General features: G+C 69.7%; 10 protein-coding genes. 5 read left to right on the top strand and 5 right to left on the bottom strand.

Translation table 11 applies throughout. The features are described 5' to 3' along the window. Positions 1 to 52 precede the first annotated feature (52 nt). Together ACQPZF_RS16575 and ACQPZF_RS16570 are read right to left on the bottom strand one after the other, a co-directional pair. Positions 53 to 1,243, bottom strand: coding sequence for an ABC1 kinase family protein (locus ACQPZF_RS16575; protein WP_433272521.1), 1,191 nt, complete (start codon positions 1,241 to 1,243; stop codon positions 53 to 55). Positions 1,244 to 1,788: 545 nt separating this feature from the next. Continuing rightward, entirely contained in the window at positions 1,789 to 4,671 is a 2,883-nt protein-coding gene (locus ACQPZF_RS16570) for an AfsR/SARP family transcriptional regulator (RefSeq protein WP_433272519.1), read from the bottom strand. A gap of 497 nt (positions 4,672 to 5,168) precedes the next feature. Between ACQPZF_RS16570 and ACQPZF_RS16565 the strand changes: the two genes are divergently transcribed. Together ACQPZF_RS16565 and ACQPZF_RS16560 are read left to right on the top strand one after the other, a co-directional pair. Further along, the gene (locus tag ACQPZF_RS16565; protein WP_433272518.1) at positions 5,169 to 6,080 is read left to right on the top strand and encodes a hypothetical protein; all 912 of its coding nucleotides are present in this window, start codon (positions 5,169 to 5,171) and stop codon (positions 6,078 to 6,080) included. Positions 6,081 to 6,429: 349 nt separating this feature from the next. After that, positions 6,430 to 6,972: a peptidase inhibitor family I36 protein gene (locus tag ACQPZF_RS16560; RefSeq protein WP_433272516.1), complete on the top strand. Its 543-nt coding sequence runs from the start codon at positions 6,430 to 6,432 to the stop codon at positions 6,970 to 6,972. 436 nt (positions 6,973 to 7,408) lie between these two features. Here ACQPZF_RS16560 and ACQPZF_RS16555 read toward each other — a convergent pair whose 3' ends face one another. After that, the gene (locus ACQPZF_RS16555) at positions 7,409 to 11,266 is read right to left on the bottom strand and encodes an NACHT and WD repeat domain-containing protein (RefSeq protein WP_433272514.1); all 3,858 of its coding nucleotides are present in this window, start codon (positions 11,264 to 11,266) and stop codon (positions 7,409 to 7,411) included. A 349-nt stretch (positions 11,267 to 11,615) separates the two neighbouring features. Between ACQPZF_RS16555 and ACQPZF_RS16550 the strand changes: the two genes are divergently transcribed. Beyond that, the gene (locus tag ACQPZF_RS16550) at positions 11,616 to 11,984 is read left to right on the top strand and encodes a hypothetical protein (protein WP_433272512.1); all 369 of its coding nucleotides are present in this window, start codon (positions 11,616 to 11,618) and stop codon (positions 11,982 to 11,984) included. Between the two features lie 272 nt (positions 11,985 to 12,256). On the opposite strand, the gene ACQPZF_RS16545 is transcribed toward ACQPZF_RS16550, so the two are convergent. After that, the gene (locus tag ACQPZF_RS16545) at positions 12,257 to 13,183 is read right to left on the bottom strand and encodes an NADP-dependent oxidoreductase (RefSeq protein WP_433272510.1); all 927 of its coding nucleotides are present in this window, start codon (positions 13,181 to 13,183) and stop codon (positions 12,257 to 12,259) included. A 182-nt stretch (positions 13,184 to 13,365) separates the two neighbouring features. Here ACQPZF_RS16545 and ACQPZF_RS16540 point away from each other — a divergent pair, with 182 nt between their 5' ends. Next, positions 13,366 to 14,142 carry an AraC family transcriptional regulator gene (locus tag ACQPZF_RS16540; protein ID WP_433272508.1) on the top strand — a complete coding sequence of 259 codons (777 nt, stop codon included), beginning with the start codon at positions 13,366 to 13,368 and terminating at the stop codon, positions 14,140 to 14,142. 273 nt (positions 14,143 to 14,415) lie between these two features. Here ACQPZF_RS16540 and ACQPZF_RS16535 read toward each other — a convergent pair whose 3' ends face one another. Continuing rightward, positions 14,416 to 15,255 carry a TIGR03620 family F420-dependent LLM class oxidoreductase gene (locus ACQPZF_RS16535; RefSeq protein ID WP_433272506.1) on the bottom strand — a complete coding sequence of 280 codons (840 nt, stop codon included), beginning with the start codon at positions 15,253 to 15,255 and terminating at the stop codon, positions 14,416 to 14,418. 90 nt (positions 15,256 to 15,345) lie between these two features. Here ACQPZF_RS16535 and ACQPZF_RS16530 point away from each other — a divergent pair, with 90 nt between their 5' ends. After that, complete coding sequence (locus ACQPZF_RS16530; RefSeq protein WP_433272504.1) at positions 15,346 to 16,194, top strand: LysR family transcriptional regulator; 849 nt, start codon at positions 15,346 to 15,348, stop codon at positions 16,192 to 16,194. The last annotated feature ends 35 nt before the right edge of the window (positions 16,195 to 16,229 follow it).

Raw genomic sequence — 16,229 nt, 5'->3', positions numbered from 1 at the left:
CGGAACCGGAGCCGGCCGAAGTCGACCTGGCCGGGATCCACCCGCAGCAGCGTCATCGCGATGCTCCGCCGCGCACCATCGCGCGCTCGAACAACGCGGTGACCAGGAGGGGCTTCGCCTCCTGCTGGAAGTCGACCTCCGGGTAGAACTCGCACACGGTGCCCTCCAGAACCAGCAACGACAGGATCGGGAACACGAACTGCGGGTCGGCGTAGAAACCGTGCCGCCGCTGCACGTCGAACAGCGTGGTGGCGAACGAGATGAGGTCGAACTCCTCCGCCCGCCGGCCGGCACTCGCCTCCACCAAGGCCACCAACTCGGCGCGGAAGCCGTCCGGGTCCGCACCTGGCACCGCCATCGCCGTCGAGGCCACGATGTCCGCGCACGCCGGCCCGTCACCGCGACCCATGCAGTAGAAGAACGCCGCGAACTTCTCCCGAGCCGAATCCGACAGCCGCACGGTGAACCCGGCATCCAGGATCACGATCGAGCCGTCCTCCCGGAAGTACAGGTTTCCGGGGTGCAGATCGCAATGGACCACACCGTCGAGGAACAACATCCGGTACACCGCACGCAGCGCGGTCACCACAGCCCGCCGCCGGTTCGCCACCGAAAGCTCATCGGGCCGGAAGCGAGCCAGGTCACCGACGAAGTCCATCACCAACATGTCCTCTGTGGACAGATCGCGGTCGACCGCCGGCACGGTCACGCCGGGGACGTCGGCCATGGTCCTCCGGAAACCGTCGAGCAGCGCGGCCTCGCGGGTGAGGTCGAGCTGCGCGCGGATGCCTTCGGTGAGCTGCCGGGCGATGTCGACGACCGGTGCACCGCGCAGCACGGGCAGCCGAGCCAGCAGCCCGGCGACACGCTCCAGCACAGCCAGGTCCAGGGGCAACGACCGCTCCACTTCCGGTCGACGCACTTTGACGGCGACGTCCCGGCCATCGGCGACCCGAACCCGGTAGACGCAGGCGATGCTGCCCGACCCGACGAGCGTCGCCGGCGAACCGGCCAACCCCCGCAGTGCCGCGAACGAGGACGCGGGTTCAGGATGCACCTGGTCATACAGCCGGGCCAGGGCACGACAGACCTTCGGCGGCAGCAGATCCGCCCGCGTGCTCAGCAACTGTGCCGCCTTCACGAACGCGGCGCCCAGCTCGACCACCGTGCCCGCCAGCCACGACTCCAGCACGGGCCCGGCCCGGTGCCCGCGCAGCCGGCCGGTCGCCGCCAACCAAGCCAACAGCAACGAGCGTCTGCCAAGAACCACCAGAACCCGTGCGAACCGAAGAATCACCGCGCCCAGACTGATATTCCCGACGGCCATCCACACGAGCGCCTCCTGAACACACGGGCACGACATCGCGTCGAGGACGCTATCAGCGGCTGGCCACACCGGCCGACACGCAATCAGACAACGCGAAATACCCGCATGAGTGAATATCCTTCCACCAGTACGGTGGAAATTCTCATCCCTGCGGACTCAGCGTCAACCACAAGCTCCGATAGATCGACAATCGATCAGCCCTGAGCGCTCAGACGGCATCAATCGCCGGGCCTGGAATCTCTCCGGCTACGGTATGCACACACCACTTTCGAGCAAACTTGGATCCGCGTCGCGTAAGATCGAACAACGGCCCGGTGCCGCTGCGCACCGAAGCAACGAAGACGCCAAACCGCTCGTTCTGCGGCACGGCCGGCCTGGTTGTCACCTACAGTAAAGCTGAGTGGGATGCGGCTTTGACGATGGCCGAGCAGCTCGAACCACTCCTGGCATCCCGATAGGTGTCAGCCCGTGTCGTGCGGGTCGATGTCGATGGTGGTGTCGAGGTCGTCGAGTTGCCGTTGGACGCGTTCGGCGTCGGCCTCACGACCGTGTTGTCGGTACAGCTCCAGGGCTTCCTGCCATGCCGTGCGGGCCTGGTCGTGGCGGCCAAGGGCGGTGTGAGGGTGACCGAGGCGGTCGAGGGTGGTTGCGACCCGGGTGGTGTCGCCGAGGGTGCGGCCCAGAGTGATGGCTTGTTGGTAGTGGTCGATGGCCTGGCGGTGGTGGCCGGTGTGGTGCTCGATGAAGCCCAGGCTGTCCAGGGAACCTGCCCTGCCGTCGGGGTCGTGCAGGCGGTGGTGCAGAGCGAGGGAGGCCTGGCAGTGGTCTCGGGCGGTGTCGTACTCGCCGAGCCGGGCAGCGCACCAGCCCAGCGCGTTGAACGCTTCGGCTTCCCACACCGGCAGGTTGAGCGTGCGAAAAAGGTCCAAGGCGTGGCGGGCGTGGTCCAGGGCCCGCCGGTAGTCCCCCCGCTGCTCCCAGGCCCATGTGAAGGTGAAGTGGGTGAGGGCCTGTTGGGTGGGGTCGTTGTGGTGTTCGGCCAGGACGAGGGCTTGATTCAGGTGCCCGATGGCCTGCTCGTGCCGACCCAACGCGGCGTGGGCGCGGCCGAGCAACCGGTGGGTGTAGGTGTGGGTGGTGGGGTCGGGCAGGTGGTCTGCGGCATCGGCGGCGGCCTGCCACACCGCCAGTTCGTCATGGCGGTGTCCTCTCCGCAGGTGGTAGGTGTGGAGAGTCCAGGCCAGGTGCCACACAACGTGGTGACGGCGATGGGTGGCGGCGGTGTGTTGGGCGGCCAGCAGGTGGGGGTGGTGGCTGTCCAACCAGGTCAGCGCGTCCTGGTAGTCAGGCAGCGGGCGAGGGTGGGTGCCGGGGACCGGAGGGTCGAGCCGAATCGGCGGGCGATGGGGTTCGAGATGGTGGGCGGCGGTGTGGGCGGTGTATCGATACGAGTCCTCCACCCGTTCCAGCGCTGCTTGACGCACGGGCTCCGCAAGGTTCTCGTGGGCGATGACGGTGGCGTAGTCGCGGACCAGGTCGTGCATCAAGTAGCGGCCACCAGGTGTGTGAATGATCAGGGATGCATCGGCCAGCCCGCGCAGCACGGTGCGTGTGTTGCGCGGACTCAGTCCGGTCAGGCTGGTCGCGGCGTGGAGGTCGATGTCGGGGCCGGGGGCGATCCCGAGTAGGGCGAACACCCGCCGTTGCCGGTCGGAGAGACCGCGCAGGGACCAAGACAGCACCGTGGACGGATTCGCGGTCGGGTCGGTGTCGTTCAGCGCGTCCAATCCGAATTCGCGCAGTTCGCCAACGGTGTCGGCCAGTGGGAGGCGGGGTTCGGCGGCAGCGCGGGCCGCGACCACCCCCAGCGCGAGCGGGAACCCGCCGCACAACGCGATCAGCTCCGCCACCGCCGGTTCCTCGGCCGCCACACGCGCCTCGCCCAGCCGGGCCACCAGCAGTTGCCGGGACTCGACGTCGGTCAGGACGTCCAGGTGCAACGGGTGGGCACCGTGCCGGGCGACCAGCCCGGTGAGCCGGTTGCGGCTGGTGACCAGCACGGTGCACGTGGCGCTGCCGGGCAGCAGCGGCACGACCTGGTCGGCGCTGGCGGCGTTGTCCAGCACGATCAGCATCCGCCGATCGGCGACCAGGCTCCGGTAGCGCGCGGCCCGCGCGTTCGGGTCGGCGGGCATCCGGTCCGGGGCGACGCCGAGAGCGTCCAGGAAGCCCCGTACCGCATCGTCCGGCGCCATCGGCTCCCCTGCGGGGCTGAAGCCCCGCAGGTCGACGAACAACTGCCCGTCCGGGAACCGCTCCGACCACCGGTTGGCCCAGGCCAGCGCAAGCCAGGTCTTCCCGATCCCTCCCGTCCCTCCGATCGCCGAGATCACCGCCGTCGCCCCCGCCGACGGCGAATTCCCCGACACCGCGCCCTGCGCCGCACGGAAATCCGCCCCGGAGTCACCGTCCTGGACGGCGTCGCCCAGGATGCGGTCCAGTTCGGCCAACTCGGAGCCGCGGCCGGTGAACACTCCCGGTGCGGCCGGCAGTTGGAGGGGCGTTGCCGGGGGCCTGTCGGCCCCAGCCGTGGTCGTGGTCAAGGCGGGGTCGGCGGTGAGGATCCGGCGGTGCAGGCCCTGCAGGTCGGTGCCGGGGTCGGTGCCGAGTTCGTCGACCAGCCGGTCGCGCAGGTGTCGGTAGTGGTCGAGTGCGTCGGCGGTGCGCCCGGCCTGGTGCAGGGCCAGCAGGTACTGGCCGCCGATGCGTTCGTCCAGCGGGTGTTCGTTGGCGCGCATGGCGAGTTCGGCCACCAGGTCACCGCCCTGGCCCAGACGCAACCGGACGTCGGCCAGGTCGTGCAGTGCAGCCAGGCGTTCGCGTTCCAGTCCGTCGCGTGCGGCCTCGGCCCACTGGCCGTCCACACCGGTCAGCGCCGGCCCGCGCCACAGCCGAAGCGCCTCGGTCAGCAACCGTGCCGCCCGGGCGTCGTCGGTCTGTTCGCGGGCGCGAGCGCGCAGATCGTGGAAACGGTGCAGGTCGACCACCAGGGTGGGCTGGTCCACCAGCAAGGCGTAGCCGCCGGACCGACTGACCACTTCCAGGACGTCGGCACCGGACAGGGCCTGACGCAGCCGGGAGATGTAGCTGTAGAGCGTCTCCCGCCCCCGGCGTGGGGTGTTCACCCCCCAGACCCTCTCGACCAGCCGATCCGCCGGAACCAGGCGGGGCGCGTCCACCGCCAACGCCACCAATACGCACCGCTGCCTGGCCGGCCCCAGATCCACCACCCGCCCGTCGACCCGGGCGACCACCTCACCGAGCAGTTGCAACTCAACCGACATGCCAGCCCCCCGGCCCCGTCGTCCCCTCCGACAGGCTCTCAGGGATCGCATCCTGAGAATTGCAATGCGGGAACCTCGCAACCAATTCACACGATCGGATGCGCTCAGAGCTTCTTCGTTCGATCAAGGCGGCCTACACCGGGGCCGCTGGGCGCTGCTGCCGGCACTACAACCGGAGGACCGACGCTCCCGGGCTTGCGGACGCGCGGAAGTGGGCCTGGCGACCCGCAGATGCGTCGCCGAGGGAGGCGGGCGACCACCTCACCGCGGCCTGAGCAGGGCAATGCGGGAATCTCGCAACCAATTCACAAGATCGGCCGCCCACCCTGGTGCTCGCACGGGATCCTGCACACCAGGTAGCCGATCATGAACAAAAGCCGAACACCCGAGGTGCGAGCACCCCATTCCCCAAACGCGATTTCAGGAAGTCGGACAACCTAATTCCGCCCATCCGTCGCGCACCACAGCGAATGGGCCCGATCCAATTGGAGCATTCCATGCGGATGCGAATAATCTGCGCCTACATCTTCGCCTCGCTGTTACTCCCCATCGGGCACGCTTCGGGAGCAGCCATCGCTGCTGCACCCCCGGAAGCCGCCACTTCTCCCGCCGAACAGAATACTGCAAACAGTTCGGTTCGCGAATTCTCCGCTCCGCTATGTTTGTTCGCTGGTCGAACGTGGGCGGTCATCGGTAACTGGGACGGCATCGGCGGCGACGGTCCAGGCATTGTCGTCGATGATGGCCGATCTTTGACTTGGTATTTGCGGAACGGACCGAGCGCCGGCCGGGCTGAGTACGTGTTCAGCTACGGAGTGTCCGGGGACATACCGGTCGCGGGCGACTGGGACGGCATTGGCGGCGATGGTCCTGGTATCGTGCGCGACTTGGGTCGCGAGTGGCAGTGGCACCTTCGCAACGGACCCAATTCCGGGCCTGCCGACTATGTGTTCAACTATGGCCACTCCGGTGGAGCACCCGTCACCGGCGACTGGGACGGCGCCGGCGGCGATGGGGTGGGCACCTTCGGCGCGGGCGGTGGCGGCAACTGGCATCTTCGCAACGGGCCCAACAGCGGAGCGCCCAACTACACGTTTACCTTCGGCGTCGCCGGCGACCGTCCCATGTCCGGTAACTGGGACGGTGTGGGCGGAGATGGACCCGGTGTTACCAGGAGCGCGCCGAACACAATTCAGTGGCACCTCCGCAACGGCCCGAACGCCGGAACCCCTGAATACGCTTTCACTTATGGTGCCAACGCAGTCAGCGACTGTCGACTGTCCGGCAACTGGGACGGTGTCGGCGGTGACGGTATCGGCGTGGTCCGGAACGTGGGCGGCGTTCTCGAGTGGCACCTCCGCAACGCGCCGAACACCGGCCCCGCCGAGTATGTGTTCAAGTACAGCTAGCTCCGCCGTCGTGCTCACCTGAAGTGGTCGTCGTGATAGCGGCGGTGGTCAGCACGGTTAGCCTGTTCCACTCTCCGCCGGGGCAGGCGAACCGTCGCCGACCGCAATATTGTCGGTGTCGCAGCGGATACGTGGTGTCCAGCTACCCGGATAAAGGGATCCTTCTTTAGACGACGTCTTATGTGGCGAGTTGGGTGAGTCGTCCGAAGCGGTCAGTGCTGCGGCGAGGGCTAGCACAGCGAACGATCTTCATTGGCTCCTCAACAGTCGTCAGCCGAGCATCTGATCGACCCACCCACCAGTGCGCCGGCACTGTCGATCAACGATCTACAGAAGTCAGGGAGATGAGATGTTGTTCAAGAAATCCGCGTTTTTCGTCAGCGTGGCGATACTAAGCCTGCTGGGTACGACGGTCGCCGCGAAAGCAACGGTCCAGGGTCGGCCATCACATGCCTTCGCTGCGCCGACGACCGATCGGCGACTGGTGGCGGAGGCTTTCGGAGGTCAGGCATCCACGCCGACCCCGGTCGACGCACCACGCGTCGTCGCGCTGGCGACCGAGGAGGATTGTCGTGATTACCACGTGTGCTTCTGGAGGGAGGACGGCTTTTCTGGCTTGTTCTACGGGTTCACCGGAAACTATGCACCCTGCGAGGGTTGGCGATTCGAAGGAACGCCTATGCAGGACCACACGTATTCATTCTGGAACAGGGCGTCCGGACAAGTGTCAGTATGGAATCGTTACGCCGACGGCACATACCGCTACCACAAGCTTGGCACCTTCGCGAGAGGCTTCAAGGACGGCCACCGTTTCAGCTATCGGACGGATGCGTGGGTCTACGATCCCAACAACGATTGCGCCAGTCTCACTCTTCACCAGGTGCGCGGCTAGCGGAGGCGGAGCTGGTGTCGGGCCGGCGGCGGCGCCCTCACTGCCTGGACCGGAATAACTGACCGGCAAGATTCAGAGATCCTGTCTCCTCTGGGACGGCGTCTCCGACGACCCGATCCAGCAGGAGCTCCGGCTTCCTCCGGAGAAGGTCGAGGAACTGCCCGATGCCGCCGACCGTGGTCGGCGGCATCGGGCAGAAGACCCACGGCCGCGGAGAAGGCCGCGCCGCAGGAAGTCCGTGTCCGCCCGTGGTCACACCGGCTGACCCAGGGACTGCGCTCCTGCGGGCCGGCCCTGACCTTCCGTGAAGCGCGGATCGCCGGAGTCCGCAAGCACCGGCGCCGCCTTCAGACTCACGCGCGTCCTGTCGCGTGGCCGTCCTCGCGAAGTCCGCGAACCGACGGACGCGGCGGTGCGGTGCGGGTTCGGCAATCGGTCAGCACGCCGGGGTGTAGGTGGTGCGGGGAAGGAGTTGTTCCCATTCCCCCTCGGTGATGTGCTCGCCGGTGGTGTCGCAGATCCAGCGGATCGTGGATTCCGGGTCGGTGCGCCAGACCCGGATGTTCGCGTCACGAGTGCCGGCCGCGATGACACCCCCGTCCGGGCTGTAGCCGATCGACATCACCGCGCCCCCGGCGGCGGTGACGGTCGCCTTGTGCTCGGGTTCCGCGGGGTCTCGGACGTCCCAGAACCCGATCGTGCCGTCGACGCTGCCGATGGCGAGTTGGTCGCGGGCGGGGTTGAACGCGATCCGGTATATGTCCGCCACCGGGCCGGCGAGCGGTTGGGCGACGCGTGCGGGTGTCGTGGGCGTGCGGATGTCCCAGAGCTGGACGTTGTCGTGGGCGGCCGACGCCACCGCCAGGGTGGTCGAACCGGCGTCGAAGGCGACGGAGGTCGCGGCGTCGCCGGCGGGGAGCGCGGCGAGCAAGCGCGGCCCGCTCGGGTCGCCGACGGCGTAGAGATAGGCGTTGCCGTCGTCGCTGCCGGTCGCCATCAGCGCGCCGTCCGGGCTGAAGCGGACTTCGTTGAGCGCGCTGCCGCTCTCGCGCACCACGGCCGACTGGCGCGGATTGCGATGATCCGCGACGTTGAGCAGGGTGACGACGCCGTCCGCCGTGGCCACCGCGAGGTCGGCACCGCGCGGCCGGAAGTCCAGGCCCGTCACGTGCGAGCGGCCGGCTGTCGCCGCGTCCGCGATCCGGTGCGCCGGCGTGCGACCGGCCGGCGTCCCGACGCTCCACAGCTCGATCGTGCCGTCGTCGGTGCCTGCCGCGAGGAGGTGGTTCTCGTCGTCCAGCGCGACCCGGCCGCGAAACCGGCCCGGGACGTCCGCTCGGGCGAACGGCGCCTCCAGGCGGACCGGAAGATCGGGAGCCGACATGTCGAGGGCGTGCACCTGGTTGCCCCGACCTCCGGTGCCGACCACGGCGTACTGCCCGGTCCGGGTGAACTCCACCGTGAACACCGTGTCACCGAACCCGCCGACGGACGGTCCGGGCACCGTCCAGGTCCGCATCATGCCGTCCTCGGTGAGGGTGAGGACGGTGTGCTCGTCGAGGTACCGGACCATGTGCGCGACGCCGGGGTGGGGGTAGACGCCGGCGACGGCCCGCGTGCGGACGTCCCACTCCCAGAGCTTCTGGTCGGAACTGCCCGCGACGACCCGGCTGCCGTCGGGGCTGAAGTCCACGTAGTCGACCCAGCTCTCCGGCCCTGTCAACGTGCCGAGCGGCACGGGTGCGGCCGGATCGGCGACGTCCCAGAGGTAGACGGCCCGATCGGCTGACGTGGCGGCGGCCAGCGTGCGGCCGTCCGGCCCGAACGCCACGGAGAACACCGCGCCTTCCGGTCCCCGCAGCCGGACCGGTGGCGAGCGGTCCGGAGCGGCGAGGTCGTAGAGGTGGACTGTCCGATCACGACTGCCCACGGCCAGCGTCCGCCCGCCGGGCGCGAACGCCACGCCGGTGATCGCGCCCCCCGGTCCCGACAGGGTCAGGTGCCGCGTGGTGTCGGCGGTGTCCCACACCCGGGTCACGGCGTCGCCGCCGCCGATGGCGAGGAGTCGCCCGTCCGGGGAGAAGGCGGCCGACGCGACCGCGCCGGACGGCCCCGCCAGCCTCGCCACCTCCACCGGCTCGTCCGGCGCGCCGATGTTCCACAGGCGGGCCGTGCCGTCCTCCGCGACGGCGGTGAGCAACCGGTCGTCGTCGCTGATCGCGACGGCGACCACGCGACTGCCGAGGTCCAGGACCGGTCCGACCGGAGTCCGCGGGCGCACGTGGGACAGTGCGACGGCGCCGTTCTTGGCCCCGGTGGCGATCAGGGTCTTGGTGGCGGCCAGGACGTTGGTCGAGCCGCCCCGACCCCGGTGTCGGGCCGCGATCGGCAGCGCCGACGAGTCGAGCAGCGCCGACCGGGCCTCGACGGTGGGTGCCGTGCGGTAGGCCGCGGCGGCGAGTTCGGCGGCCAGCGACGTGTCGGACTGCCGGAGCCGGACCGACTTGGCGGCCATGTCCCGCGATCGGGTGAGACGCGCCTGGTGCTCGGTGTCCTCCCAGGTGCGGCGCGCGTACAGCACGGCTGCCGCCGCGATCACGACCATCACCAGGGCTGCGCTCACGAACTGGTACTTCAGGCGCACGCGACGTCTGCTCGCGGCCTGTTCAGCGTCCTTCCGGCGCACGCCCGCCGTCAGGAAGTCCCGTTCGAGCGGGTTGAGCGCGGCTTGGTGATCGCTCTCGGCGGCCCAGCACAGCGCGGTGTCGAGCGTGGCGCCCTGGTAGAGGTCGTCGTCGGTGGCCCCGTTGTCCCGCCAGTAGCGGGCGGCGAGGGTGAGGCGGCGGTGCACCCGGCGTCCGACGCGATCGTCGTCCAGCCACCCGCTCAGGCGCGGCCACGCCCGCAACAAGGCGTCGTGGCTGATCTGCATGGTGCTGTCGTGCGCGGTCAGCAACCGTTGCTTGATGAACGCCTCCAGGACGTCGTCTATCGCCTCGGCCTCGGCGTCGGGTCGCTGTCCCGCCAGTTCCTGTCGGTCCACCACGCGACGGGTGTCCACCGCGCCGTCGTCCACGTGCACCATCCGCAGGAGCACCTGCCGCGCGACGCACCGCGCGTCGTGGTCCAGTTCCCGATAGATCGACTCGGCGGTGTCGGCGATCGCCCGTCGCATCCCGCCGGTCGAACGGTAGGCGTCGATGCCCAGGCTCCGTTCGTCACGGGCCATCGCCACTTCGAAGGTCACGCGCAACGCGTGGGACAACAGCGGCAGGGCGCCCTGCTCGTGGGCGATGCCCAGTTCCGGCGCGCTGTTCGGCGAGAGGTCCCGCAACAGCAGTTCCACCAGCCCGTCGTCGACGTCGAACCCGGCCGTCCGGGCCGGTTCGACGATCACCGCGCGCAGCTCCGGTTCGCTCATCGGCGGCACCACGACCTGGTCAGCCTGAACCGCCGCCGCCGGCGCCGGGTACCGCAACACGTGACCGTAGAAGTCCGCGCGCAGCCCCAGGACCACCGCGCCCGTCTGCGCCACCGACCACACGGCCGCGAAGAACGCCCGACGTTCGGCCTCCTCGACCTCGCCCACGAACAACTGCTCCAGTTGGTCCACCACCAGCAGGCACCGCCGTGCGGACGGCTCGGCGTCGTGCCCACCGCGGACGAGATTCCCGAACGCCGACGGTCGGACCCGCAGGCCGGCGAGGGCGGATTCCGGCGCGTGGCGGGTCCACGCCGCGAACCGGGCGGCCAGTTCGTCCAGCGGCGCTCCGCCCGGCGTCATGACCACGTGGCGCCACCGGTCCTCGGCGGCCCCGGTCAGCAGCCCCGCCCGCAGGAGCGAGGACTTCCCGGAGCCGGACGGTCCCACGACGACGACGGGCCGACCGCTGCCTGCACCGGTCTCGACCGCCTGGACGAGACGGGCGGTCAACGCCTGCCGGCCGAAGAAGCGCGCCGCGTCCCCGACGTCGAACGACCTCAGGCCCTGGTACGGGTTGCCCGCCGTCGGCGAGCTGTCGCAGGAACGGCGGCGCAGCCGTTCCACGGTCGCCCACCACTCGGCCAGGCGCGCGCTGTCCTCGACGCCGAGTTCGCGCAGCAACAGGCGGAATTCGCGCACCACGCCCTGCTGCGGCAGGTGACGTCCCTTGAAATAGCCGTTGAGCGTGCTTCGACCCAGCCCGCCCGCACCCGGTCGGGTCGCGGTGGCGCCGGCCAGTTGACTCAGCGAAAAGCCCGAACGCGCTTTCAGCGACGCCAAGGCCGCGCCGAAATCCGCGATTGAATTCACGCGTGCCAGATCGAGGTGATCCGGTTCCATCCGAACAGGCCCCTCCCCCGGTATACCGCCCGTCCCGTTGCACGGAACTCCGACGTCCCATCGCCGCGTGCGGGTCGACCGCACCTGGTCGTCGAACCGCTGTGCGAGATCGTACGAGTTCGCACGGAATCGCACGAGGGGCACCGCAGGGGTTGTCCGGTGGCGCCCGCGATCAGAGGATCGAAGTTGCCGCAGGTCGGCATCCACGCATCGCCCGGTGGACCAGGTGCGATCACGCGTCCCGGTAACGGAACCGTGTTCACGCGGTGTGCGGAAGACCCATCGAACGAACGAAAACACTACCCGAAAGAGGGAAACAATGAAGATCAGGATCAACGCGTCCTGCGCCGCCTTGGCGGGTGCCGCGCTCATCACCGCGGCGACGTCGGCGGCCCAAGCCCCGCCGACGTCGCTCGCCGACCTCACCTGCAGCGGCCCGTTGCAGCTCTACCGCTTCACGTCGTACGACGGGGGCACGTGCCCGGTGCCGCTGAACGGTTCCGACGGCTGCAACAGCGTGCACGACACCGATGCGGGCTTCCGGTCGGCGAAGAACTTCAGCAACCGGTGGGTGGCGACCTACACCGGACGGAACTGCACCGGCACCCGGAACAGCCTCGCCCCGGCGGGCGATTCGCAGAACCGGGACGAGCGCCCTTACCTGACGGTCTACTCCTACCGGATGTAGTCGGACGTCCGCACCACCGCCGATCGAGGGGTTCGCCGGTGGCGTTGACGTAATGCCCGAATAGCACATAGTCGGGCATTGCCTTGAAAAGGTGGGCCGTGCGGGAACACTTCCCCACTGCCCACCCGCGGGAAGCTCCTATGAAGTACGCGCACCTTCGTCACTTGATCGTGCGGTCGCCGCGATACACCAAGCACCACGCCCTATGAAACTCACGGGCCGGTATGGGAATGTCACGCCCACAAGAACAGCAGTGAGTCGAGATGGTGGGGTCAGCCGGTGAGGACGAGTTTGCCCTGGAGGTGGCCGCCGTCGAGTAGCCGGTGCGCGTCGGCGACGCGTTCGAACGGGAAGGTCTCCTGCACGTGGACTCGAAGTTTGCCCTGTTCGGCGAGTTCGGCGAGGCCGCGCAGGGCGACCGGATCGGGATCGACCCCGATGCCGCTGAAGCGCTTGCCGGCTGCCTCGTACTCGGCGGCGAGTTCGGTGTCCTCGTCGGCGACCGCCGTCACCAGGTGTCCGCCCGGGCGGAGCACGTCGAGCGATCGTTCGGCGGTGTCGCCGCCGAGCGTGTCGAGCACGACGTCGACGTCGCGGACCGTCTCGGCGAAGTCGGTCGTGGTGTAGTCGATCACCTCGTCGGCGCCGAGTCCCTCGACGAACGTCCGTTTGTCCCTCCCGGCGGTCGTGATCACGTGCGCGCCGAGCGCTTTCGCGATCTGGATCGCGACGTGGCCGACTCCGCCGCCACCGCCGTGGATCAGGACGCGGTCGCCCTCGGTCACACCGGCGAGGTCCACGAGGCCCTGCCATGCTGTCAGCCCGACGATCGGCAGCGCCGCCGCCTCGACGTGCGAGAGCGACGCCGGTTTGCGCACCAGGTGCAATGCCGGCGCCGCCACGACTTCGGCGTACGCGTTGGCCGCCCGGGGGAACAGCGGCATTCCGAACACTTCGTCGCCGGGCCGCAACCGCCACGTCCGCGCCTGTTCGACCACGCCGCTGATGTCCCAGCCGAGGATGAACGGCGGCCGACCGAGCAGCGGGAACTCACCGGCGCGCAGACGCGCCTCCAGCGGGTTCAACCCGATCGCCTTGACCCGGACGAGAACCTCGGTCGGCAAGGCTCGGGGCTCGGGCGCGTCCACGATGGTGAGCACCTCGGGACCGCCGAGCTCCCGCTGGGTGATGACTCGCATGACTCTCCTGGCTTCGGGGTGGAAAACGGGGTGCCGACTGACGCGGCCGGGGACGCGAACGCCTCCACGGGATTCGTTCAATGCGACATACCTCGACGATGATCGCCACGACGCGGGCGCGCCACCGGTGCTCCGCCGGAAAACTCCGAAAACCCGCCAAACGCCGGCTAGGCTGAGTGCCCATGACCGAAGCTGTCGACGAGCCGGTGTTCTGGACCGACGATTCGGCGTTCTGCGAGCCCCTGGCCCACGGCGAGGACGTCGCCGCGCACTTCCACGACTTCGGGCAGCTCAGGTACGCCGCTTCCGGAGCGCTGGTCACCTCCACCCGGGTCGGCACCTGGGTGGCGCCGGCGAGCCGGATCACCTGGGTGCCGCCTTTCCACGTGCACAGCAGTCGCTCGTACGGCAAGACCGATGTCCGGTTGCTCCGGGTTCCGGTGGAACCGGCCGAGCGACTGCCGGCGGAGCCCTCGGTGTTCGTAGCCAGTGCGCTGCTGCGCGAGGCCTACCTGGCGTTGGCCAGCGACCACGACCCGGCCGACAGCCCCCGCGCGAGTCTGCTGCTGGAGGTCGTCATCACGGAACTCGCGCGCGCCCGGCGGGAACCACTGCGTCTCCCGGAGCCGAGCGACACCCGCCTCAAGGCCGTGACCGATCTGCTGCACGCCGACCCGGCCGGCCCGGCGACCCTGGCGGAGCTGGGGCGCCGAACCGGCTCCAGCGAACGAACCCTCAGCAGGCTGTTCGGCAGTGAACTGTCGATGAGCTTCCACCAGTGGCGCACGCTGCTGCGCATTCAGCGGGCACTGCTCGAACTCGCCGAAGGCACCTCGGTCACCGACACGGCGATGCGGCTGGGCTGGGCGAACCCGAGCAGCTTCATCGAAGCCTTCACCGACCTCGTCGGCCAGACACCCGGTCGCTACCGCTCCGCAGCGCGGGCGGCTCACGACTAGCACCGGCGTGGCGGGTCACCCGTAATTGCCCTTCGAATAGCCGCCCTTGCCGCAGTACTCGGCCTCGGCTCCACTCACCCATGCAGCCGGCCATGAGCACCCGGAGACCAGAGACCTGTCCAGTCTTGAGGTGACGGATCAGACCCTCTCGCTGGAGTTCGACGAGCGTCTCGAATGCCTCGGTGAGCGAACCGGGCTTGGGGCCTTCGGCGTCGCCCATGCGGGTTCTCGACACCACCGGCCGCGGCCGAGTAGAGCCGATCCTCCGGCACGTCACCTGGCTTTGGTGGCGCGTACCGCTTCGGCGACGGTGCGGAGTGTGGTGATCGGGTCGTCGCCGAGGGGGTAGACGCCGATGTGGTCCGCGCCGGCGTCCCGGTGGGCGAGCAGCCGTGTCGCGATGGTGGCCGGTTCGCCGTGGGCGACGAGCGCGTCGATGAGGCGGTCGCTGCCGGCGTGGGAGAGGTCGTGTTCGGTGAAGCCGAGCCGTTGGAGGTTGGCCGCGTAGTTGGTGACGCCCAGTGCGGTTCCGGGTGGTGCGGACCGGGCGATCGCGCGGGCCCGTCCGGGGTCGGGTTCGGTGAGGGCGAAGTGTCCGGGGAGCAGCAGTTTGCCCGTGCCGAGGATCGAGCGGGCCCGTCGGGTGTGTTCGGGGGGCACCATGGCCGGGATGGCTCCGGCGGTGCGGTCGCGGGCCAGGCGCAGCATCTTCGGCCCGAGCGCGGCCACCACCGTGCGGGCGGCCGGAACGCCCGCCTCGGCGAGTTGGTCCAGGTAGGACACCAGCGTGGCGTGCGGCGAGGTGTATTCGGTGTGGACTTCGCGGTGCCCGACCCCGACGCCGAGCAGGAACCGGCCGGGGTGCTTGGCTTCGATCCGGTGGTAGGAGGCGGCGACGGTGTCCGCGTCGGCGGTCCAGACGTTCACCACGCTCGTTCCGACGGCCAGCCGGGTGGTCGCGTCGAGCATCTGCTCCGCGAGGGCGAGGTCGGCCGGTGGCGAGGCGTCCAGCCACAGCGTGCCGTAGCCGGCTCGCTCCAGTTCCGCCGCGGCTTCCGGGTCTACTTCGTGCTCGCGCAGATGGGCGCCGAGCAGGCCGAGGTCGATGCTCATGGCCCGACTCCAGCACGACGGCCCGCGGCGTACCAGGTCCAGGGCTGACGCGTGGCGATAACCTGACGGCATCGTCGCAGGGGAGGGCCGGTGGAACTACGGGCGTTGCGGTACTTCGTCACAGTGGCCGACGAGCTGCATTTCGGCCGGGCTGCCGACCGGCTGCACATCGCCCAGCCCGCGGTCAGCCGGCAGATCGCGCGGCTGGAGCGCGAGTTGGGCGTCCGCCTGCTCGACCGCTCACCGCAGCGGGTCGGGCTGACCGCGGCCGGGCACCGGGTGCTCGACGCGGCACGGGAAGCGCTCGCGTCCGCCGACCGGGTCCGGGCCGTGGCGCGTGAGCAGGCCGGTGTCATGCGCATCGGGACGGGTACCGGGCAGTTCACCGCCCGCTTGGAACGGGGGATCGACGCGTTGCGGGAGCGGGCTGCGGCGTTCGACGTCGTGCTCGTCGACCTGCCGCTGCCCGCGCGCCTGAACGCCCTGCGGCAGGGGGAGATCGACCTGGCGCTGGCGCGCGGGGTGCGTTCGGCGCCCGGGGTGCGGGTGCTGCCGGCATGGACCGAGTCCCTGTTCGCGGTGGTGTCCGCGCGGCATCCCGCCGCCGGTGGTGAGGTCGTCGGCGTGGCCGAGCTGGCCGCCGACCCTTTCCGGACTTCCCAGGACCACGACCTGGCTGTGCTCACCGCGCTGCGGGAGGCCGGGGTCCAGGTGCGGCCGGGCCGCCGGGCGGGGACCGTCCAGGACACGATCGTGGAGGTCGGCTCCGATCCGCGCGGCTGGACGGTGCTGCCCGCCGATCAGGTGGCCGAGATCCGGTCCACCCGGGTGCGCGCGATCCCGCTCGCGCCGCGCACGACGATCATCGGCAGCGTCGCCGTCCCGGACGATCTCCCGCCCACCTGCATGGCGGCCCACCAGGCGGCCTTCGGCGACTGATGCCGTGCGTCATGAGTACGTGCTTCCTGCGGTGA

It is taken from the genome of Actinosynnema sp. CS-041913, assembly GCF_050942485.1.
Taxonomy (GTDB): Bacteria; Actinomycetota; Actinomycetes; order Mycobacteriales; family Pseudonocardiaceae; genus Actinosynnema.
This window is presented reverse-complemented; position numbering and strand designations above follow the sequence as displayed.